Source organism: Curtobacterium sp. TC1 (assembly GCF_019844075.1).
Classification (GTDB): Bacteria; Actinomycetota; Actinomycetes; order Actinomycetales; family Microbacteriaceae; genus Curtobacterium.
Window position 1 is genome coordinate 262,646 of sequence record NZ_CP081964.1, and the last position, 21,847, is coordinate 284,492.

Genomic DNA, 21,847 nt, shown 5'->3' on the forward strand with positions numbered 1-21,847 from the left:
CGGGTGCGGCGATCACGGCTGGACCACGATCATGCGCAGCGGGGTGCAGGAGAAGTCGTTGCACGGGTTGTTCATCTGGGGGCAGTTCGACACGATGACGAGCACGTCGCGTTCGGCCCGGACGGCGACGCGCTTGCCCGGTGCGCTCATGCCGTCGACGATCCCGAGGGCGCCGTCGGCCTCGACCGGGACGTTCATGAACCAGTTGAGGTTCGAGACGATGTCGCGGGCGCCGAGGCCGTGCCGGCCGGCCTCGGCCAGGAAGTTCTCGCGGCAGCCGTGCTGGTACTGGGTGTGGTGGCCGTACCGCAGGGTGTTGGACTCCTTCGAGCACGCGCCGCCGATGGTGTCCTGCCGGTCGATCTCGTTGGCGACGACCGTCATGAGCGGGTGCCCCTCGTTCGACATCAGCACGGTGCCGGTGCGGACGTAGGCGTTCCCCTGGGCCGCGAGCGTGTCCGGCACGCTGTAGCGCTCGTCGGGGTCGTGCGCGTCGTAGACCAGGCAGTCGGCGCTCTGGTTCCCGCCGACGTCGACGATCGTGAGCACCTGGCCGGCGCGCACGACGGCGGACCAGGGCGCGAGCGGCTCGACCCGGTCGTCGCGGACGACGTCACCGGGCACGAGGGACTCGCTCCAGTCCAGGGCGACGTCGGGGGCGTGGACGGCGCCGACCGGGACGGTGGAAGTGTGGGTGTGCGTCGTCGTGTCGGGCATCAGAGGCCTCGTGCTTCCGCGTAGTCGATCGCGTTCAGGTAGGCGCGGGTGAGTTCCGGCGTCGCGGTGAACCGCTCGTCCGCGTCGGTCGTCGGTGTCCCACGCCAGGCGTGCACCCGGAGCGGGCCGACGGCGTACTCCGGCCGGGGGTCGATCGGGTGCGCGACGTTCGCGACGAGCACCAGCAGCGGCAGCTCGGCGACGAGGGTCACGTGGTGCCCGGCTCCGGCCGACCCCGTGAAGGTCATCGCCCCCTCGTCGTCGATCCGGACGCCCTGGAAGAACGAGACGCTCGGCGGCAGGTCACGCCTCGTCAGCCCGTGCTTGGCGGCGGCCTTCACGAGGAGCGACCGGCCGCTCGGGCTGGGCCCCTCGGGTGCCGCACCACCGTACTTCCGCTCGTTCCAGGCGTCGGTCGACGTGCCGCAGAAGGCGTCGTGGTGCCCCGAGGTGTCCTCGACCACCGTCGCCAGGGCACGGCCGTCCCCGCTGAGCAGCGGCGTGCCGGCACCGAGGTAGGCCTGCCACGGGATCTTCTGCGTGTCGGCGACGTTCAACCGCTCCCACGGTTCGAGCGCGTTGAACACCAGGAGGTTGGCGCATGCCTGCCCCGTCGGGTCGTCGAAGCGGAGACGAGAGCCCCTGGCCAGGACCTTGTGCGTGTACCCGCCGGGGGCCACCGTCTCTGCCCAGACGAGCTGTGCGCGGTCCACGCCGTCGGGGGCGAACGGGGACGTCGACGCCGGCAGGTACGGCATGTACTCGGACTGCGTCCCGGCCTGGGCGCGCGCATCGGAACGCGAGGCGAGCACGCTGTCGGTCTGGTGGAGGTCGCGCATGGGGTTCCTTCGGTCAGGCTTCGACGGTCGCGGTCGTGGAGGCGGGTGCCTGGACGGCGGGGACCGAGGCGGTGGACGGGACCTCGGCGAGGGTGATCGGTCCGTGCGCACGGTGCCGCCGGGCCGACCACACCCAACCCACGAGCAGGACGGCGCCGATGAACAGCAGTGCGCTGTACTGCAGCCACCACGAGTTCCCGGTCAGGTCGTAGATCTCCGGGCGCGGCCAGATGAGGTTGACCGCCATGCCGATCTGAAAGGCGACGGCGAGGGCGTTGAGCGGGATGCCCCACCGGCCGAGTGTGAAGAGCGGCTTGCCGTCCTCGTCCACGCCGGCGGGGAAGCCGGACCGTCGGAGCCGGATGCGTTGGACCAGCAGGGGGCCGGTGACGCCGAGGTAGGCCAGGTAGAGCATCGCGATGCACAGGCTGGACAGGGCGGTGAAGATCGCGGACTGACCGATGTTGACGGCGAGTGCGAGGCCGGCACCGACACCGACGACGATCGACGCGGCGATCGGGGTCCCGGTCCGGGGTGAGACCCGAGCGAGCGTCCGGTTGAAGGGCAGGGCCTTCTCGCGGGCCATCGAGTAGACCATGCGCGCACCGGCGGTCTGCACGGCGAGGGTGCAGGCGAACACGGCGACCGCGACGGTGCAGAGCAGCAGTCGGCCGAAGACGTCGCCGAGCGTCGAGGTGATCACCCACGCGAGTCCCTGCGTCGCCAGCTTGCCGTCGGTCAGGCTCGGGGCGGCGACCAGGGCACCGATGATGAGCAGCCCGCCGCCGAGGCCGGAGACGGTGAGCGCGCGGACGATCGTCTTCGGGGTGGTCCGGCGGGGGTTGTGCGTCTCCTCGGCGAGCTCACCGGCGGAGTCGAAGCCGACCATCACGTAGGCAGCCATCAGGGACGAGGCCAGGAACGCCCACATGTACGGTTCGGTGCTCGTCGAGCCGGTGGTCGTGAAGACCACCGCAGGGCTGCGGTGCGGCAGCAGGAAGAGGGCGCCGATGAGCACGACGACGCCGACGATCTCGATCAGCACGCCGAAGCTCGTGACCCGCGCCATCAGCCGGACGCTCGTGATGTTCACGAGGGTCGTCACGACGAGCATCACGATGCCGAGCACCACCGCGTTCGCGGCACCGGTCGACGAGGCGAGGGAGGGGTCGGCTCCGGGGCCGCCGACGACCTGGAACCCGTTCCAGATCGCGGGGAGCACGGCCTGCACCGCGATGGCCGCGACGGCCACGGTGAGGATCTGCCCGATGATCATCGTCCACCCGGTGAACCACCCGAAGCGCGGGCCCGCCAGACGACTGGACCACTGGAAGATCGCGCCCGAGATCGGCCACCGGGCGGCGAGCTGCGCGAAGTTCAGCGCGACGAGCAGCTGGCCACCGAAGACGAGTGGCCAGGCCCAGAAGAACGCGGCGCCGCCGAGTCCGAACCCGAGGCCGAACAGCTGGAAGACGGTGGTCAGGATCGAGACGAACGAGAACCCGGCCGCGAACGACGAGAACGAGCCGACCCCGCGGTGGAGTTCCTGCTCGTAGCCGAGTCGGGCGAGGCCCTGGGTGTCGACGGGGTCGACGCTGGACGTGGCGCGCGGTGCGTGGAGCGGTGACTCTGGAGAGCGCATGGCTGCAGACCTTTCGCGGAGTACCTGTCGGGTGACAGGTAGTGCGACCAGTGTCGTGCGGACCCGTGTCGCCGCCGTTGCCCGGCTGTTTCGGGCACGTGACGGAAGGGGCCCGCGTGTAAACGTTCGGGGTCGAGCGGGGCGCTCGGCGACACGTGTGGACAAGAGGGATCCAAACCGATGTAGATTGGATCCGTCAAGTCCGCCACCGCGAAAGGCACGTCGTGATCCAGACCGTCCTCGGCCCCGTCGAGTCGTCCGGGATCGGTGCGGTGTCGATGCACGAGCACCTGCTGACCGACGCGAGCGCCCTGCAGCGGCCCGGTGTCGAAGCGCTGGAGCCGAGCCTCGCGGTCACCGCGGACCTGGCGGCCGCCCTGCGGTGGAGCCAGCTCGCACTCGCGGACAACCTGCGCCTCGACGACGTCGACCTGCTCGCCGACGAACTCCGCACCGCGCGGAACAGCGGCCTCGGGCTCGCCGTCGACCTGAGCTCCCTCGGCTTCGGTCCCGACCACGCCCGGCTGCCCGGACTGTCACGGGCGAGCGGCGTCGGGATCGTCGCCGGCTACGGGGCCTACCTGCCACGACTGCTGCCCGAGTGGTACCTCGACCTGGACACCGACGGGCGACAGGGGCTCTTCGAACGGGCACTGACGGACTCGGTACCCGGCACCACGTACCGTGCCGGGCTGCTCGGCCTGATGGGGACGACGACGGCGTTCGCGACCGCCGACGGACTCGAGGAACGCCGCAGTCTCACGGCGGCTGCACGAGCGGCGGCGACCACCGGCGCGGCCGTCGTCGTCCGGCTGGCCGCCGACGCCCGGAACGGCCTCGAGGTGCTCGCGCACGTCGTCGCCGAGGGGGTCGACCCGAGCCGGGTCGTGTTCTCGACCGTCGACGAGTTCCTCGACCTGCCCTACCTGCGCGACCTCGGCCAGGCAGGAGCCGTGCTCGAGCTCTGCTTCGGCAACGAGGGCTCGCACGTCGGTCGCATCCGCAACGCCAGCGATCCGCAACGGCTCGACGCCTTCCTGGCCCTGCGCGAGAGCGCCCCCGACACCCGCTGGGTCTTCGGCCACGCCACCTGGACGAAGGGCCAGCTCCGTCGGTACGGCGGACACGGCCTCGACCACCTGACCGCCCGGGTCGTCCCCGGCCTCCGCGCACTCGGCGTGCCCGACGAGGTCCTCACCCGGATCACGGTCGACGAGCCCGCTCGGCTCCTCGACCGCCCCTGACCGAGCGCCCCGCTCCACCGAACCCACGTCCCACGGAGGAACCGTCATGAGAGACACGCTCGCACCCCTGGCCCCGCTCGAGCCGTTCCTCGTCGACGGCACCTGGACCGCACCCGACGGCGCCGAACTCCTCGACGTGCTCGACCCCGCCACCGAGGCGCTGCTCACCCGGGTACCGCAGGCCGGTCCCGCCGACGTCGACGCCGCCGTGGCCGCCGCGCGCCGGGCACACGAGGACCGCCGGTGGAGCGGGATGAGCCCGCACGACCGCAGCCGCATCCTGAACCGGGTCGCGGACCTGATCGAGGAGCGGCTCGAGGAACTCGCCGTGCTCGAGACCCGCGACAACGGCAAGCCGATCGAGCGCTCCCGTGCCGACACCGCGACCTCGGCCCGGGTGTTCCGCTACTACGCCGGCGCTCCCTCGCGCCTGACCGGCACGGTCGTCCCGGTCGACGGCGGAGCGCACCACGTGTACACGACCCTCGAACCGGTCGGCGTCGCGGCGCTCATCCTGCCCTGGAACTTCCCGATCATGACCGGCGCGTTCAAGCTCGCACCGGCGCTCGCCGCGGGCTGCACGGTGGTCGTCAAGCCGGCCGAGCAGACCCCGCTCACGATGCTCCGCGTCGCGGCGATCTGCGAGGAAGCCGGTGTGCCCGCCGGCGTCGTCAACGTCCTGACCGGTGACGGCCGGGTCGGTGCCGCCCTCACCGCGCACCCCGGTGTCGACAAGGTCTCGTTCACCGGCAGCACCGAGGTCGGCCGCAAGGTGATGACCGCCGCGAGTGCGGACTTCAAGCGCCTGACCCTCGAGCTCGGCGGCAAGAGCCCGAACATCGTGTTCGAGGACGCCGACCTCGACGCCGTCGTCCTCACCGCCATGCGTGCGTCGTTCGGGCACTCCGGCCAGATGTGCACCGCGGGCAGCCGCCTGCTCGTGCAGCGGTCGGTCCTCGACGAGGTCACCGAGCGCCTGGTCGCCGCCGTCCGGAAGGTCCCCGTCGGCGACGGGCTCGACGGCGGGATCACCGTCGGACCGCTCGTGTCCGAGGAGCAGCGGCAGCAGGTGCTCGGGTACATCGAGCAGGGCAAGGCCGAGGGGGCGACGGTCGCGGTCGGCGGCGGCGTGCCCGAGCGCCCGGGCTACTACGTCGAGCCGACGCTCTTCACCGGCGTCTCGAACACGATGACCATCGCGCGCGAGGAGATCTTCGGGCCCGTCGTCGGCGTCATCCCCTTCGACGACGAGGACGAGGCGATCGCCATCGCGAACGACCAGACGTACGGCCTCGCCGCCGGGGTCTGGACCCGCGACCTGTCCCGCGCCCACCGGATGGGCCAGCGGCTGCACGCCGGCACCGTGTGGGTGAACACCTACAACCTGTTCGACCCGGCGCTGTCCTTCGGCGGGGTCGGGGAGTCCGGCCTCGGCCGCGACCTCGGCGAAGAGGCCCTGCGCGCGTTCTGCGAGTCGAAGAGCGTCGTCATCGCGCTCTGAGGTCGCGACCGGTGCCGCCGCCGTCGTGCCTGCCGAGTGCGGGCACCGCGGCGAGCTGCAGGGCGGCGAGGACGACGAGCGCCCACCCGGAACCGACCGCCGACACCAGGACCCCGCCCACGAGTGAGCCGACGGCGTAGCCCGCGCTGGTGACGGCCGAGAAGACGCCGACGCCGGTGGCCCGGGTGCGGTCGTCGAGCGTCCGGGTGCTCAGGATCGTGAGCGTCGGGAACAGCGGCGAGTACCCGGCACCGACCAGGACGGCACCGGCGGCCGCGGTCGGGAAGTCGTGTGCGACCGCGAGGACGACCAGCCCTGCGGCGAGGACGACCAGGGCTCCCCGTGCGGTGCGGACGGGCCCGATCCGGTCCGGCAGCCCGCCGAGGAGCAGTCGGACCCCGACGACGCTCGCCGCGAAGACCGTGAAGACGTTCGCGGCCCCGGTCAGTCCCTGCGCGCCGACGCCCTGCCCGACCAGGTGCTGGATGAGGAACGCGATCATGAAGCCCTCGGCCGCCCAGGCCACGAGTCCCGCCGCACCCGGTCGCACGACGGCCCGCAGCACCGCCGCGAGCCCCGCACCGGCCGGTCGTGCCGGGCTGCGGTGCACCGGAGCCGATCCGCCCTGCGTGAGCAGCGCCACTCCGAGTCCGGCGAGCTGGATGCCGATCGCGACGACCCACACGGTGCGGTGTCCGGCCGACTGGTACAGGTTCTCGCCGACCACGGGCCCCAGGGCGAGACCGATCCAGACGGCGAGCCCGAACAGGCCGAGTGCGCGGCTCCGCTGGGTCACCGGGACCTCGGCGACGACCCAGGCCGTCAGGGCGGTGGCGGTGGCCGCGTTGCCGGCGCCGAAGACGAGCCGGCTGACCGCGAGGCTCGGGATGCTCAGCGCGACGAGGACGATGCCGAGTCCGGCCGCCGCCAGCAACCCGGCACCGAGGAGGACACGTCGTGGTCCGAGCCGGTCGCTCAGGATGCCGGCCAGCGGCATCACCCCGATCGCCACGAACCCCGCGAGCGACACGAGCAGTCCACCGACGGCCGGGTCGGCGCCGAGCTGGTCCGTCGCCAGGCGTGGCACGACCGGGGTGCTCGCGCCGTTGACGACGTAGCCGGCGGTCGACGCCACGACGAGGAGCCAGAACGAGGTCCCCCGCGTGCCGGTCTCGGCGAGCGGTCTCACTCCCCGGCTCGGCGGGGGCGGCACTCCAGGCTGAGCCAGAGCTCGAAGCAGGCGCTCCGCGACAGGGCGGTCGCACCGATCGACGCGCGGCCCATCCGACCGACGTCCGGTCCGAAGACGTCGAACAGCAGGTCGCTGGCCGCGTTCGACACCTGGTTGAGCTGCTCGAACCCGGGCGGGCAGAGGACGAAGCACAGCCCGCGGGACAGTGCGGCGACCTCGTCGAGCGAGCCGAGGGCGTAGCGGATCATGCCGAGGGCGTTGACCGCCGTGTAGCGGGCCGCTTCACGAGCCTGCTCGAGGGTGATGTCGACACCGACCGACCCCGGGTGCAGCATCGTGCCGTCCCGTGACTCCGGGGTCATGCCGCTCAGCTCCAGCAGGTTGCCGGTGCGGTGGAACGCGCGGAGCGAGCTGCCGTACCGGCCACCGTAGGGCGGGTTCGCGTAGTCCGGGATGACGAGTCCGAGTTCCTGCGCGCGGGCTTCAGCGGAGTGCTCCATGCGACAACAGTATCCGGCGGTGGCGGTAATGGATACAACCTGTTTATGATGGGATCCATTCAGCGTCCGGGGGTGGCGCGCACGAGGGAGGACCCGCGACATGACGATCGGTCTCGAGGACGGCACGATGGCCGCCCAGGCAGTGACGGCGATCGACGTGGCCGCCGAGCGGTCCCGCACCGCCGGCACCGCAGGGCGCCACTACTTCAACGCGGCCGGCGCCGGCCTGGTCAGCGACGGCGTCCTGGAGGCAGTGGTCACCCACCTGCGCCGGGAACAGCGGGTGGGTGGGTACGAAGCCGCCAATCAGGTCGCCGACGAGGTCGCCGGCGTCTACACCGCGGCCGCCACCCTGCTCGGGTCGGCGCCGGACGAGATCGCCCTGTTCGACAGCGCCACGAGCGGCCTGCGCGGTGTCTTCGACGCGCTGCGGCTCGGCGCCGGGGACACCGTCGTCGCACCCCGCTCCAGCTACGTCAGCCAGGCGCTCCGGTTGTTGGCCATGCAGCGGCACGACGACGTGCGGCTCGAGATCGTGCCGAGCGACGCCACCGGTGCCATGGACCTCGAGGCCCTGGACCGCGCCGTCGCCGGAGCGAGCGGCCGTGTCGTCGTGAGCGCGGTGCACGTGCCGACCTCGTCCGGCCTCGTCGAACCGATCGCGGAGATCAGCGCCGTCGCCCGTCGCCACGGCGCCCTGACCGTCGTCGACGCCACGCAGTCCGTCGGCCAGATCGACATCGACGTGCGCGCCGTCGACTGCGACGCCCTCGTCACCACCGGCCGGAAGTTCCTGCGCGGGCCGCGCGGCACCGGCCTCGTCTACCTGCGACGCGGGATGCTCGAGGGCGTCGGTGCGTGGGCGCCGGATGTCCGCGGAGCCGTCTGGACCGGCGAGGATGAGTGGACGATGGACGGCACCGCGCGACAGCTCGAGACGTGGGAGTGCTCCGTCGCCGCACGGCTCGGCCTCGGAGTGGCGCTGCGTGAGGCCCTCGACCGCGGACCGGCGGCGACCGAGACGCACCTGGTCGGCCTCGGCGCCCACCTGCGCACCGCGCTCGACGCCGTGGACGGCGTCACCGTGGCGGACCCGTCCGCGTCAGCGTCCGCGATCGTCACCTTCACGGTCGACGGCGTCGCCGGCAAGGAGGTCTCGGCCCGGCTCCGGCAGCGCCGCATCGACTCCATCTCCGTCCCCGCGAGCCACGCACAGTGGGACCTGGGCGCCCGTGGCCTGCCGAGCGTCGTCCGCGTCTCGCCGCACGTGTACAACGACGACGAGGACGTCCGGGTCTTGCTCGAGGGCGTCGCGGACGTCGTCGCCGAGGTCCGCGCGTGACGGCCGTGCACGACGTCGTCGTCCTCGGACTCGGCATCCACGGATCCGCCGCCACGTACGAGCTCGCGCGCCGCGGCCTCGACGTCGTCGCGGTGGAGCGCTTCGCACCGGGGCACGAGCGCGGCTCGTCGCACGGCGCCACCCGGATGATCCGCCGCGCCTACCCACACCCGGTGTGGAACGACCTCGTCGACCGTGCGTACCGCGGGTGGGACCGCTGGGGCACCGCAGCCGGCGCGCCCTTCCTGCACCGGACCGGTGGACTGTACGCGCACCGGGGCGAGCCGACGATGCAGGGTGGGGCGAGCCTCCCGGTCGACCGCGCAGCCTGGCCGACGCTCGCGCCCTCGCTGCGTCCACCCGAGTCGTACGGCGCGGTCCACGACCCCGACGCCGGTGTGCTCGAGGCCGCGCGGGCGCTCGCGTTCGTGCAGTCCGCCGCCGCGGCGGCCGGTGCCGACCTGCGGTACGGCGAGACCGTGCTCGACTGGCAGGTCGACGACGGCGTCGTCACCGTCCGGACCGACGCCGGCAGTGTCCGCGCGCGACGGCTCGTGCTCGCCGGCGGAGCCTGGGCGTCGCAGCTGGTACCCGAGGCCGCCGCGTTCTTCGAGGTCTGGCGCATCGTCACGCTCACCGCGCCGACGGGGCAGACCGTGGCGCAGCCGCCCGCGCTCGGGTGCTTCTCGGTCGACCTGCCGGAGGGGCTCGTCTTCGGGCTCCCGGAGACCGCCGGATCCGGGGCGAAGATCGGCATCGACGCCGGACCCGTGTGGGACCCGGACGTGCCCGTCGCACCGCCGACCGAGGCCGAGGTCGCGCACCTGGCCGAGCTCCTCGAAGGGTTCGTCCCCGGCATCGTCACCGCCGGTGCCCAGGCAGTCGCGTGCCTGTACACGATGACCCCGGACAAGCGGTTCGTCGTCGGCGCCCTGCCCGAGCAGCCCGAGGTGCTCCTCGCCGCAGCCTGCTCCGGTCACGGCTTCAAGTTCGGGCCGGCGATCGGTGCGGCCGTCGCCGACCTGGTGCAGGGCATCGACCGCCCCGACCTCGCGTTCCTCAGCCCCGCACGGATGGTGACCACCGCATGACCGCACCAGCAGCACCCTCCACCCGACGCGTCGCCGTCGCCGCGCCGCACCCCGCTGCCCTCGACGCTGCGTCCGAGGCCGTCGCGGCCGGCGGGGACGCCATCGACGCCGCGCTCGCGGCGGCCACCGCACTGACCGTCGTCTACCCGCACCAGTGCAGCATCGGCGGGGACCTCGTCGCCCTCGTCCGTCGGTCAGGACAGCCCGTCGCCGCCGTGGTCTCCGCGGGCGCCGCACCGGCCGGCATCGACGTCGCGGCGCTCGCGCAGCAGGACCGGATGCCCCGGCAGGGCGCCCAGACCGTCACGGTCCCCGGCGTCGTCGCGGGATGGCAGGCGATCGACGCGCTGGGCGGCCGACTCGGGCTCGCCGACCCGTTGACCCGCGCAGCACGACTCGCGGCCGACGGGGTCCCCGTCTCCGCCGGACTCGGCCGTGCGATCGCGGTCCGGACCGACGAGCTCCAGGCCGACCCCGGGATGCGCGAGGTCTTCACCGACGACGCCGGGGCGCTCCTGGCCGAAGGCGACCCGCTCGTGCAGCCGGCACTCGCCGCGACCCTGACCGAACTCGCTGCCGACCCGGGCGCGATGTACCGGGGACGGATCGCCGCCTCGATCACCGCTCGGCTGCGGGAGCTCGGCGGTGCACACACCGAGGCCGACTTCGCCGCGCACGACGCCGAGCTCGTCGAGCCCCGCGGCACGACGATCGGCGGTGCCCGGTGGTGGGTCGCTCCGCCACCCACGCAGGGCGTCGTGCTGCTCGGGATCCTGCCGGAAGCGCTCGCGGGCGTCGGTGCGCAGGGCACCGCGCCGTCCGCGACCGCCGACCTCGTCGACGCCGTGCACCGCGCCGCGCTCGTCCGCCAGGCCGAACTCGGCGACCCCCGCGGCGGCCCCGTCGACGTCGCAGCCATGCTCGACCCACGCGACTCCGGTCGGGTCGGCGCACTGCCCCGCGCCGGCCGCGCCCTCGGCGACACGGTCGCGGTGACCGCTGCGGACAGCGACGGCACCGTCGTCACGCTCATCCAGAGCGTCTACCAGCTCTTCGGCTCCGGCATCCTCGACCCGGGGACGGGCGTGGTGCTGCACAACCGCGGCTCCGCCTTCAGCACCGACCCCGCGCACCCCGCCCACGTCGGGCCGGGCCTGCGGCCGCCGCACACCCTGTTGCCGGTGATCGCCGAGACCGACGACCTGGTGCTCGGCCTCGGCTGCCAGGGCGGCAGCGCCCAGCCGTGGATCCTCGCGCAGCTCGCCCGTGACCTGGTCGCCGCGGGCAGCGACCCCGACGAGGTCCTCGGCCGACCGCGGTTCGTGGTCGGTGCGCGTGACCTCGGGCACGAGGTGATGACGCTCGTCGCCGAACCCGGTTCCGAGGACGCGATCGCCGCAGCCGAAGCCCTCGGCCTGCCGGTCGCCCGCACCGACGGTCCCGTCGACGAAGCCGGACACGTGCAGACCGTCCGGCTGCACGCCGACGGACACCTCGACGCCGCGAGCGACCCCCGCGCGGACGGCCGCGCCGTCGTCCTCGACGCCCACTGACCGCACGATCCACCCGAGAAGGAAGCCCATGAGCAGCACCCACGTCCTCGATCCGCTGACCTCCGTCGAGATCGCCTCCTTCGTCACCGCCGTCCGTGCCTCCGGGCGCATCGGGGCCCGGCCGCGCTTCTGGGGGATCGCGCTCGACGAGGAGAAGGCCAGGGGCACGACCGCCGGTGGCGCCCGTCCGGTGCGGATCGTCGTGATGGACCCGGACGCCCACGCCGCGTGGGAGGTGCGGGGCTGGACCGCCGGCCCGGACTCGCCCGCGATCGTCGAGCTGTGGACCGACGTGGACCACCGTCGCCCCGGCGTCTCGAGCGACGAAGCACGGCTCATCGCGCAGGCCGCACGGAAGTCGCCGCTCGTCGTCGAGGCGCTCGCGAAGCGCGGGATCACCGACACGTCGCTCGTCTGGGTCGACCCGGAGTCGATCACGGGCTTCGTGCCCGAGGACCTCGCCGACCGCCGCCTGAGCTGGGGCACGGTCTGGTACCGCGAGTTCCCCGAGGACAACGGCTACGCACGACCCGTCGCCGGGCTCGTCCCGATCCTCGACCTCGACACCCTCGAGGTCGTCCGGATCGAGGACCACGGCGTCGTCCCGATGGCGAGCGAGACCGGCGTCTACACCTCCGGCACCTGGGGTCCCGACCGCGAGGTCTCGGCGCTCGACATCGTCCAGCCGAACGGTCCCGGCTTCATGATCGACGGGCACGAGGTCCGCTGGCAGAACTGGACGTTCCGTGTCGGCTTCTCGCACCGCGAGGGGCTCGTGCTGCACGACCTGTCCTACCGTGACGGCGACGTCGAGCGACCGGTGCTGCACCGTGCGGCCGTCAACGAGATGTACGTGCCGTACCTGGACAGCGACCCGACCGCGTACCGGAAGAACTTCTTCGACTGGGGCGAGTACGGCGCCGGCCCGCTCACGGCGAGCCTCGAGCTCGGCTGCGACTGCCTGGGGGAGATCCGGTACTTCGACGTCGACTTCCTGGACGGCCACGGCGAACCGCAGACCATCGTCAACGGCATCTGCCTGCACGAGGAGGACGACTCGATCCTCTGGAAGCACGTCAACACCCGCACCGGCAGCGCCGAGGTCCGTCGCAGCCGCCGACTCGTGATCTCGAGCTTCGCGACCGTCGCGAACTACGACTACGGGTTCTACTGGTCGCTGTACCAGGACGGCTCCGTCGAGCTCGAGGTCAAGCTCACCGGCCTGATGTCGGTGTCCGGCATCGCCGACGGCGAGACCCCACGGTACGGCCGGATGGTCGCACCGAACGTGCAGGCCCCGACGCACCAGCACTACTTCGCCGTCCGGCTCGACACCGCCGTCGACGGGCCGTTGAACCGGCTGGTCGAGGTGCACGCCGAGCCCGAGCCCGACGAGGCCCTGAACCCCTACGGCAACGCCTGCATCGCGGTCGAGACGCCGATCCGTTCCGAGGCCGACGGCGCCCGGATGACCGACCCGGCCCGCGCGCTGCACTGGCGCATCGAGAGCGAGTCCGCGCAGAACCGCTACGGCGAGAGCACGGCCTACCGCCTGGCCGTCCAGAACACCGCGCAGCTGCACGTCCGCCCCGGCAGCATCGTCGAGCGGAAGGCGCCGTTCGTCGCGAAGCACCTCTGGGCGAGCGCCTTCGACCCCGAGGAGCGCTTCATCGCCGGCGAGTACCCGAACCAGGGCGAGCTCGGTGACGACGGGGTGCACGTCTGGCAGCAGGCGGACCGGTCCCTCGAGAACGAGCGCCTCGTGCTCTGGCCCGTCCTCGGCGTGCACCACTTCCCGCGGCCCGAGCAGTGGCCGATCATGCCCGTCGACACGATCGGCTTCCGGCTCGAACCCGACGGCTTCTTCGACCGGAACCCCTCGCTCGACGTCCCGCCGTCGGCGACCGACCACTGCGCGCCGGGCGCCGGCCACGACCACGCGGCGCACGACCACGCGGCGCACGACCACCACGCCGACGCCGCGCACGACGGGCACGTGCACGCCGAGCAGCAGCACGACCACGAGGGCGGCCGCTGATGCCCCAGACCCCCGAGCACACCCCGGAGCACCTCGCCGACTGGTCCGCCGTCCGCCTGGCCGACGCCGTCGCGAACCGCGAGGTGTCGGCGGTGGAGGTGATGCGCGCCCACCTGGAGCGGATCGAGGAACGCAACCCGCGCCTCCAGGCCGTCGTCTCCCAACAACCGGACTCGGTCTCCTTGGCCGCGGCAGAAGCGGCCGACCGCCGCACCGCCGCGGCACGCGCCGCGGGCGAACCGCTCCCGCTCCTGCACGGCCTGCCCACCGCGGTGAAGGACCTGATGGACGTCGCCGGCATGCCGACCACGAACGGGTCGGCGGCGTTCGCCGACGCGCGCCCCGCCGAGCGGGACAGCGTCCTGGCGACGCTGCTCCGCGACGCCGGGGCGCTCATCATCGGCAAGACGAACACGCCGGAGATGGGCCAGGGCGTCCTGACCTTCAACCCGGTGTTCGGCACGACCGTGAACCCGTGGGACACCTCGCGGCACGCGGGTGGGTCCAGTGGTGGCGCCGCAGCGGCCCTCGCCGGGCGGATCCTGCCGATCGCCGACGGCTCCGACAGCGGCGGGAGCCTGCGCTACCCGGCCGCGTTCTGCAACGTCGTCGGCGTCCGGCCGAGCCCGGGCCGGGTGCCGAGCGGCCGGACCGGCAACGCCTGGACGCCGCACGGCGTCACCGGGCCGATGGCACGCGACTCCGCCGATGCCGCACGCTTCATGGAAGCCCTGGCCGTCGAGAAGACCGTCTGGCCGATGTCCGCCATGACACAGCACCCGGTCCGTCCGGTGGCGCTCGACGGCCTGCGCGTCGCGTGGAGCGAGGACGCCGGCGGCCTGCCGATCGACCCGGCCGTGCGTGCCGTGCACCGCGCGTTCGGCGAGCAACTCGCCGGGCTCGGCGCGGTCGTCGAGGCCGACGAGCCCGACTTCGCGGGTGCGGACGAGGCGTGGGAGACCATCGAGACGTTCGAGTTCTTCCTGGGTGGCCGGCACGCCGTCGACGCCGGTGCCAGCGGGTTCCGTCCCGACTACGTCCGGAACGTCGAGCAGGGGCGCGCCACCACGGCGGCGCAGCTCGCCGATGCGTACGAGCGTCGGACCCGGATGTACCGGGACACGGCTGCGGTGCTCGACCGCCACGACGTGCTCGTGCTGCCGGCGACGCCGGTGGTCGCACCGCCGGCGGAGGTCGAGTGGGTCGACGAGGTCGACGGCCACCGCTTCGACCGCTACTTCACGTGGCAGATGCTCGCGAACCGGCTGACGTTGACGGCGCACCCGGTCGTGGTGACCTCGGCCGGGTTCACGCCCGAGGGGCTGCCGGTCGGCGTGCAGGTCGTCGGGCGGTACGGCCGCGAGGCCCAGCTGCTCGCGGTGACGCGCGCGATCGAGGAGGCCACCGGCTGGATCCGGCGGGCGCCGGTCCTGTAGACGGCCGGGACGGTCCGGTCGGGAGGCGCGGGTCGGCCCCGCCCCGTCGGTGCGGGACCGCGCGGCCCGGTCTCTCGGGCCGCGTTCGCTGGTCGCGCCGGGTCAGCCGGTGAAGACGGTGGACGAGCGGCGCTCGTACCAGTGCGCCAGGTGCTCGCCGGCGCGCAGGACGTGGTCGCGCATGAGCTCGGCGGCGCGCTCGCGGTCCCCGGCGACGAACGCCTCGATGAGCTCCTCGTGCTCGCGGAAGTTCTCCTCGCGGTGCCGGGAGTTCTCGCGGAGCACCAGGGCCGAGACGTTGCGCGGGAAGGCGTCGTTGATCTCGACGAGCATCCGGGTCAGCCGGGTGTTGCCGGAGGCCTGGTAGATGAGCCCGTGGAACTGGTCGTTGTCGCTGCCCTCGCGCTGCTTCGGCTGCTCGCCCTCGGCCGCCGCCAGGGAGCGCTCGTACATCGCCTGGTTCACCGAGCGGAGCTGCGCGATGGTGGCGTCGTCGAGGCGGTCGACGGCGCGACGGGCTGCGAGCGACTCGAGCTCGGCGCGGACCTCGTAGGCCTCGCGGACCTCCCACGGCACCGGCACCCGGACGACGGCGCCACGGTTCGGGACGACCTCGATGAGGCCGCCGGTCTGCAGCTGGCGGAGTGCTTCGCGGACCGGGGTGCGGCTGATCCCGAACTGCGCGGCGAGGTCGGCCTGGCGGAGCGGTGCGCCGATGGGGATCTCGCCGGACATGATCTTCGCGCGGATCCGGGCGGCGAGGTCGTCGACGAGTGCGTTGCCGTCGCTGGTGGTCACGTCGTGGTCTCCCTCGGTACGTCGTCACAGCGAACCCCCGCTGCGGATCCAATCCTGCCAGGTGTTGGATCCCGTTGCCGTATCCGACTCGCTCATGATTGGATCCAATCATGTCCGTGCTGCTCGTCGTCATGCTCGTCGCAGCCATCGGTGCGCTCGGGCTCGGCATCGCCGGCGGGCGACGGATCGGGCTGGTCGCACTCGTCGCCGAGGCGGTGATGCTCGTCGCGATGCTCGACGTCCACGTGCCGGCGCTCCACGTGGTGCCGGCGCCGTTCTGGGCACTCCTGCTCGGTGGCTGCGCGATGGGCACGGCTGCCGTGGACCGGTGGCGTCGCCGGAGTCGCCCCGGTGGCGACCACCTGCACGCGCTCGGGATGCTGCTGGGTGCGGTGTTCGTGCTGCTCGCAGGCGGCCATACCGGTGCCGGTGCCGGTGCCGGTGCCGGCGCGGGGCACTCCCACGGTGCGGTGCTGCTGCCGGTCGGGGTGGCGGTCGCGGTGCACGCCGGTGTGGTGCTGTGGAACGTCGTCGGCGGCCGGGTGCCGCGGGTCGAGTCCGTGCGCCGGGCGGCGTCGCTGGTGAGCGTGCTGGCCATGGGCGCGATGGTCGTCGTGCACTGAGCCGGCGCGGCGTGGGTGCGTCGGACCTCCACGCGGGGTACTCCACGACCCAGCGCTACCGAATTGGATCCAATTCTGGCAGTATCGGATCACATGTGGGGAGTTCCGCCCCACGAGCCGCCGACGAGGAGACGCCCACGATGATCATCGACGCCTACAACACCACCCAGGACCGCCGCGGCCGCAGTGACTACCTGAGCGGCGTGCGCCCGGGCGAGGAGCCGCCGGCGTACACGCCGTTCGACGCGAACCGGATCCTCGACCGCATGGACGCCGCGGGGGTCGACCGCGCCATGGTGTGCTCGCTCGCGCAGGGGATCGAGAACGACTTCCTGATGGACCTGGTCGCCGCGCACCCGGACCGGCTGTTCGGCTTCGGCCAGGTCATGCCGCAGTGGGAGAACGCGACCGACGAGATCCGTCGCTTCGCCGAGGGCGGGCTGGTCGGCCTGAAGCTGCACCCCAGCCTGCACGGCTACCACGTCGCGGACCACGGCCTGCTCGACCCGCTGTTCGAGGTCTGCGCCGAGCTCGGCCTGCCGGTGCTGATCAACGCACTCGACGACGCGTTCTGTGCACCGTTCTCCATCGAGGAGATCGCGAGGAACTTCCCGACGGTGCCGACGATCATCGCCCACATGGGTGCGGTGTGGAACGTGCCGGAGGCGATCATCGTCGCCGAGCGGAACCCGCACGTGTACCTCGAGACCTCGGCCACCCTGATGTCCGACGTCAAGCGGGCGTACGCACGCCTCGGCGCGGAGAAGATCCTGCTCGGGTCGGAGTGGCCGGGCAGCGACTTCGACCTCGAGCGCATGAAGATCGCGAAGGCGATCCCGGACGAGGCCGACCGGGCCCTGGTCGAGGGTGGCAACATGGCGCGGATCCTGGGCTGGTCGTGAGCGACTCGACGGGCGGGGCTCCGTCCGGCGGCAGTGCCCGACCGGTGCTCGCCGGCCCGCCGTCCGGGATGGACGCCGCGGACCAGGAGCTGCTCCGGATCGCGACGGACGTGCTCGGCCGGCGGTACCGCACGGGGGTGCACGAGGTCGCCGCGGCACTCCGGCTCGCCGACGGGAGTGTGGTCACCGGGCTGCACGTCGAGGCATCGGCCGGCCGCGCGTCGGTGTGCGCCGAGTCCGCTGCGCTGAGCGCGGCCGTCGTCGCCGGGTCGCCGGTGGTGTCGGTCGTGGGGGTGCTCCGCAGGCCGGGCGGGACGATGCACCTGATCGAGCCGTGCGGGGTCTGCGCGGAGCTGCTCGGCGACCACGCGCCCGACGCCCGGGTGTGGGTCGCGGTCGGGGACGGGTTCGGGCCGGTCGGGGTCGCCGAGCTGCTGCCCTTCCGGCGGCGGCGGAGCGCGCGGGCGGCGGCCGGAGCGGCGGCGACGCCGTCCGGTTCGGCGACACTGTCCGGCTCGGCGACGTCGTTCGGCTCGGCGACGCCGTTCGGTTCGGCGACACCTGAGGTTTAACGCCCCTGAAACACCCCGGACCCGCGCGGTGTCGGATCCCGTCAGAGGATGACGGCGACGGCGCGCACCGGTCCCCACCCGCTGCACGATCCGTCCCGGAAGGAACCACCAGCATGCTCGCCGTCTCCGGCAACCCCGTCCTGATCGTCGTCGACATCCAGGGCGGAGCCGCCTCGACGATGCCCACGCCCGGCATCCCCGTGATGGGCGGCCGTGCCGAGCGCGCACCGCGAGTGCGTGACCTCATCGAGCACTGCCGCTCCTCGGGCGTGCCCGTCGTCTTCATCCAGGAGGTCCACAAGCCGGACCTCGTCGACATCGGTCGGGAACTCGACGGCGCCGAGGGCGCGCACTGCATCGAGGGCGAGGAGCAGACCGAACTGGCCTCGTGGATCGATCCTCGGCCCGAGGAGTTCGTCATCCGCAAGCGGCGCTACTCGGCGTTCTTCGGCACCGAGCTCGAGATCGTGCTCAAGGCGTACAGGGCCGGCACCGTCCTGCTCGTGGGTGGGCTCACCGACGTCTGCATCCACTACACGGCGGCCGACGCCCACCAGCACGACTACGCCGTCCGGGTCCTGACCGACTGCGTCGCCGGGTCGAGCGAACGCGCGCACGACGCGGCACTCGAGGCGATCGGGTACCTGCAGCGGGACGCCCTGGTGACCGCCGCGGACGTGCGCACCTGGCTCGACGAGCGGGAGCCCGTCGGTGTGTGAGGCGGCCGGGCGATCCGCGCGGATCGTCGTCGGGCACGTCCGGACGATGGACCCGGTGCGGCCGACCGCTGAGGCCCTGCTCGTCGTCGGCGACCGGATCGCGGCCGTCGGGACGCTCGACGACGTGCGGGCGGCGGCTCCGGAGGGCACGGCCGAGGACCACGTCGAGGGCACCGTCCTGCCGGGGTTCACCGATGCGCACGCCCACGCGCAGCGTGCCGGACTGAAAGCGCTGCAGCTCGTGGACGCCGACGCCGACGCAGCGACGTTCTCGGCCGCCATGCTCGCCGACGGCGACGCGGACCCGGACGCCCCGGACTGGATCGGGGACGCACCGCCGACGCTCGAGGACCGGCTCGCCGCGATCCGTCGCATCCAGCCGCTGCTGCACGCGATGGGGTTCACCGGCGTCGTCGACCCGGCCGTCACGCTGCCCGAGCTCGAGGGGTACCGGGAGGCGCACCGGCAGGGGCTCCTGACCCTGCGCGTGGTCGCGATGCCCTACCCCGAGCTCGGCAGTGCAGCGGTCCCCGACGTCGACGCGGCCCTGGCGGTGCTCGACTCGATCGACGGCGTGACCGGTGACGGCGACGACCGCCTGCGGCTCGGCCCGGTCAAGGTCTACTACGACGGCGAGGGCATGAAGGGGCAGGCGCTGCTCGAACGGCCCTGGACCGGCGACGACCACGGCGTGCAGCGGATCGCGGCGAGCGACTTCGCCCGGCTCGCCGCGTCGTGCGTGGCCGCGGGGTGGGGACTCGGCGTCCACGCGGTGGGCAGTCGTGCGGTCGCTGAGGTGCTCGACGGGCTCGAGGCAGCGGAACGGGACACGGGGCGATCGGTCGCCGGACTCCGCTGCCAGCTCATCCACGCGTACCTCGAGCCGAGCGTCACGAGCGCCGACCGTGCGGCACGCCTCGGCGTCGTCGCGTCGCTGCAGCCCTCGATCGCCTGGAAGAACGCCGCCGGGCTGCAGCGCCGGCTCGGCAGCCGTGTCGACGAGGTCAACCCGATGCGGACCTGGGCCGACGCCGGCGCCACGGTCGCCATGGGCTCGGACGCGCCGTACTTCCCCTTCGATCCGCGCGAGGTGGTCCCCGTCGCCGCAGCCCGTCGGATGCGCGGCCTCGACGAGCCGATCGGCCCGGCACAGGCGCTCTCGGTGCTCGAGGCGGTCGAGGCCTACACGCGCGGTGCCGCACACGCCTCCTTCGCCGAGGACCGCCGCGGCGTGCTGCGCGCCGGCGCCCTGGCGGACTGGGTGCTGCTCGACGTGGACCCGGCCGCGTGCACGGTCGACGAGTTCGCCGCGGCGCGGGTCCTGCGCACCGACGTCGGTGGCGCGACGGTCTTCGACGCCGTGGCTCGTCCCGGTCAGATGTAATCCACTCGAAACACAGTTGGATGCGGATTGTTCTAAATTGGATCCAAGTTGGACCCGACCCTGGGACTGACTCCCTGGCATCACCCCGAATCCCACTGGAGGACAGCACCATGGTGAGGAAGCGCATCCTCGTCGGCGTCGCGTTGGCGACCGCCGCCGGACTCTCCCTGAGCGCGTGCACCGCGTCCGGCTCCGCCGACGGCGGCGACAGCTCGTCGAGCACCGACACGATCAACGCAGAGCTCTGGTACGCCCCGGCGACCTTCGACCCCGCGAAGGCCTCGGCCAGCTCGGACGTCGAGGTCGCACGACTCGGCTTCGACACCCTGCTCCGACAGGGCGAGGGCGACGACGGCGGCTACATCGGCGGGCTCGCGACGAAGTGGGACGCCGAGTCGGCGTCGAAGTACGAGTTCACGATCCGCGACGGCGCCACGTGCTCCGACGGCACCGAGATCACGCCGACGGTCGTCGAGAAGTCCTTCGAGTACCTGGTCGGCCTCGACGACTCGGGTGCGCAGACCTGGAAGAACCAGGCCTTCGGCTCGGGTGACCCGGAGTTCACCGCCGACGACGCCGCCGGCACGCTGACGATCTCGCTCAGCGAGCCGTACTCGCAGCTGCTCGGCGGCCTGACCCGCCCCGGTACCGGGATCATCTGCCCGGCCGGTCTCGCCGACACGAAGGGCCTCGCGGCCGGCACCGTCGACGGCGCCTGGTCCGGCCCGTACACGCTCGCGAAGTCCTCGGCCGGCAAGAGCGTCTCCTACGCGCTGCGGTCCGACTACGACGCCTGGCCGGCGTGGAAGACCGTCACCGGTGAGCCGGCCAAGACGATCAACCTGACCGTGCAGGGCGACTCGAACACGAGCGCCAACCTGCTGCAGTCCGGCGGTGTCGACGTCGCACGCTTCTACGACTCGAACGCCGAGCGCTTCAGCGGCGACGACTACTCCACCGTGCAGTTCGCCAGCTCGGCCTACAACCTCGTGTTCAACGAGGCGGAGGGCTCCGGCTCGGTGTTCGCCGACGACCAGCCGCTCCGCGCCGCGGTCGCCCAGGCGATCGACACGAAGGGGTTCAACAACGCCGGTCTCGACGGCCTCGGGGTCGAGCAGAACACGGTGAACGCGGCGAGCTACCGCTGCGCGCTGGACGACTCGTCCCTCGTGCAGTCCCACGACGCGAAGGCCGCGACGAAGGAGCTCACGGGCAAGACGATCCGGCTGCTCATCATGTCGAACTGGGACCCCGCGGCCGACTTCCTGGCGGAGTCGCTCCGGAACGCCGGTGCGACCGTGAAGGTCTCGGCTCCGGACCCTGCCGACTGGACCAAGCAGATGCGCACCGAACCCAAGACCTGGGACGTCGCCGTGGCGGCCGAGGACGCGCAGACCGGGCTGATCAACACCTCGATCGCGCGCTACGTCGGACCGACGTACGCCGAGGGCGGCACCAACGTGTCCTCGAGCGACAACCCCGAGGGACTCGCGGCCTACCAGGCGGCGATGGCCACGTCGGACGCCGACCAGCAGTGCGAGGACTTCGCCACCGCGCAGAAGTCGATCCTCGAGCGTGTCGACATGACCCCGCTCATCACGGACACGCACCGGTACGTCGCCCGCAAGGGCTTCGAGACCCACGTGTTCTCGGGCTACTGGGACATCTCCGCGATGCGGATCGTCTCCTGATCGCCTGACCGAACGAGCACCACGCACCACGCACCACGCAACGCGCACCACGCACCACCGCAC

19 protein-coding genes are annotated in these 21,847 nt (G+C 72.7%); 13 read left to right on the top strand and 6 right to left on the bottom strand.

Features of this window, described 5'->3' with window-relative positions:
- Positions 1 to 12: 12 nt before the first annotated feature.
- From KZI27_RS02390 to KZI27_RS02400, 3 genes are read right to left on the bottom strand one after another with little or no spacing between them, the layout of a single operon-like run.
- Entirely contained in the window at positions 13 to 717 is a 705-nt protein-coding gene (locus KZI27_RS02390; protein WP_132099323.1) for an urea amidolyase associated protein UAAP2, read from the bottom strand.
- Positions 717 to 1,556 carry an urea amidolyase associated protein UAAP1 gene (locus tag KZI27_RS02395; RefSeq protein ID WP_222659166.1) on the bottom strand — a complete coding sequence of 280 codons (840 nt, stop codon included), beginning with the start codon at positions 1,554 to 1,556 and terminating at the stop codon, positions 717 to 719. Before KZI27_RS02395 ends, KZI27_RS02390 begins: the two co-directional genes overlap by 1 nt.
- Before the next feature lie 13 nt (positions 1,557 to 1,569).
- The gene (locus KZI27_RS02400; protein ID WP_222659167.1) at positions 1,570 to 3,198 is read right to left on the bottom strand and encodes an APC family permease; all 1,629 of its coding nucleotides are present in this window, start codon (positions 3,196 to 3,198) and stop codon (positions 1,570 to 1,572) included.
- Between the two features lie 224 nt (positions 3,199 to 3,422).
- Between KZI27_RS02400 and KZI27_RS02405 the strand changes: the two genes are divergently transcribed.
- Positions 3,423 to 4,442 carry a hypothetical protein gene (locus KZI27_RS02405; RefSeq protein ID WP_222659168.1) on the top strand — a complete coding sequence of 340 codons (1,020 nt, stop codon included), beginning with the start codon at positions 3,423 to 3,425 and terminating at the stop codon, positions 4,440 to 4,442.
- Between the two features lie 46 nt (positions 4,443 to 4,488).
- Entirely contained in the window at positions 4,489 to 5,943 is a 1,455-nt protein-coding gene (locus KZI27_RS02410) for an aldehyde dehydrogenase family protein (RefSeq protein WP_222659169.1), read from the top strand.
- Here the strand turns inward: KZI27_RS02410 and KZI27_RS02415 are convergent.
- Positions 5,930 to 7,132 (bottom strand): MFS transporter, encoded by a 1,203-nt coding sequence (locus tag KZI27_RS02415; protein ID WP_222659170.1) that lies wholly within the window; start codon positions 7,130 to 7,132, stop codon positions 5,930 to 5,932. The two genes, KZI27_RS02410 and KZI27_RS02415, sit on opposite strands and share 14 nt — an antisense overlap.
- Complete coding sequence (locus KZI27_RS02420) at positions 7,129 to 7,635, bottom strand: RidA family protein (RefSeq protein ID WP_222659171.1); 507 nt, start codon at positions 7,633 to 7,635, stop codon at positions 7,129 to 7,131. Before KZI27_RS02420 ends, KZI27_RS02415 begins: the two co-directional genes overlap by 4 nt.
- Before the next feature lie 100 nt (positions 7,636 to 7,735).
- Here KZI27_RS02420 and KZI27_RS02425 point away from each other — a divergent pair, with 100 nt between their 5' ends.
- From KZI27_RS02425 to KZI27_RS02445, 5 genes are read left to right on the top strand one after another with little or no spacing between them, the layout of a single operon-like run.
- Positions 7,736 to 8,977: an aminotransferase class V-fold PLP-dependent enzyme gene (locus KZI27_RS02425; protein ID WP_222659172.1), complete on the top strand. Its 1,242-nt coding sequence runs from the start codon at positions 7,736 to 7,738 to the stop codon at positions 8,975 to 8,977.
- A complete protein-coding gene (locus KZI27_RS02430; protein WP_222659173.1) occupies positions 8,974 to 10,068 on the top strand; it encodes an FAD-dependent oxidoreductase in 1,095 nt (364 codons plus the stop codon). The genes KZI27_RS02425 and KZI27_RS02430 overlap by 4 nt, the downstream gene beginning before the upstream one ends.
- Positions 10,065 to 11,621, top strand: a complete 1,557-nt coding sequence (locus KZI27_RS02435; RefSeq protein WP_222659174.1) for a gamma-glutamyltransferase — start codon at positions 10,065 to 10,067, stop codon at positions 11,619 to 11,621. Before KZI27_RS02430 ends, KZI27_RS02435 begins: the two co-directional genes overlap by 4 nt.
- A 28-nt stretch (positions 11,622 to 11,649) precedes the next feature.
- Complete coding sequence (locus KZI27_RS02440; protein ID WP_222659175.1) at positions 11,650 to 13,659, top strand: primary-amine oxidase; 2,010 nt, start codon at positions 11,650 to 11,652, stop codon at positions 13,657 to 13,659.
- On the top strand, positions 13,659 to 15,095 hold the full coding sequence (locus KZI27_RS02445) for an amidase (RefSeq protein WP_222659176.1): 1,437 nt from the start codon (positions 13,659 to 13,661) through the stop codon (positions 15,093 to 15,095). The genes KZI27_RS02440 and KZI27_RS02445 overlap by 1 nt, the downstream gene beginning before the upstream one ends.
- A gap of 102 nt (positions 15,096 to 15,197) precedes the next feature.
- Here the strand turns inward: KZI27_RS02445 and KZI27_RS02450 are convergent, their stop codons facing one another.
- Positions 15,198 to 15,893 (bottom strand): GntR family transcriptional regulator, encoded by a 696-nt coding sequence (locus tag KZI27_RS02450; RefSeq protein ID WP_200849186.1) that lies wholly within the window; start codon positions 15,891 to 15,893, stop codon positions 15,198 to 15,200.
- A gap of 110 nt (positions 15,894 to 16,003) precedes the next feature.
- Between KZI27_RS02450 and KZI27_RS02455 the strand changes: the two genes are divergently transcribed.
- From KZI27_RS02455 to KZI27_RS02480, 6 genes are all read left to right on the top strand, one after another.
- Complete coding sequence (locus tag KZI27_RS02455) at positions 16,004 to 16,516, top strand: hypothetical protein (protein ID WP_222659177.1); 513 nt, start codon at positions 16,004 to 16,006, stop codon at positions 16,514 to 16,516.
- Positions 16,517 to 16,656: 140 nt separating this feature from the next.
- Complete coding sequence (locus KZI27_RS02460) at positions 16,657 to 17,418, top strand: amidohydrolase family protein (RefSeq protein ID WP_133938734.1); 762 nt, start codon at positions 16,657 to 16,659, stop codon at positions 17,416 to 17,418.
- Positions 17,415 to 17,990, top strand: a complete 576-nt coding sequence (locus tag KZI27_RS02465; protein ID WP_222659178.1) for a hypothetical protein — start codon at positions 17,415 to 17,417, stop codon at positions 17,988 to 17,990. The genes KZI27_RS02460 and KZI27_RS02465 overlap by 4 nt, the downstream gene beginning before the upstream one ends.
- A gap of 113 nt (positions 17,991 to 18,103) precedes the next feature.
- Complete coding sequence (locus tag KZI27_RS02470; protein WP_222659179.1) at positions 18,104 to 18,709, top strand: cysteine hydrolase family protein; 606 nt, start codon at positions 18,104 to 18,106, stop codon at positions 18,707 to 18,709.
- A 55-nt stretch (positions 18,710 to 18,764) separates the two neighbouring features.
- Positions 18,765 to 20,093, top strand: coding sequence for an amidohydrolase (locus KZI27_RS02475; RefSeq protein WP_222659180.1), 1,329 nt, complete (start codon positions 18,765 to 18,767; stop codon positions 20,091 to 20,093).
- 110 nt (positions 20,094 to 20,203) lie between these two features.
- Entirely contained in the window at positions 20,204 to 21,784 is a 1,581-nt protein-coding gene (locus KZI27_RS02480; RefSeq protein ID WP_222659181.1) for an ABC transporter substrate-binding protein, read from the top strand.
- Positions 21,785 to 21,847: the final 63 nt, after the last annotated feature.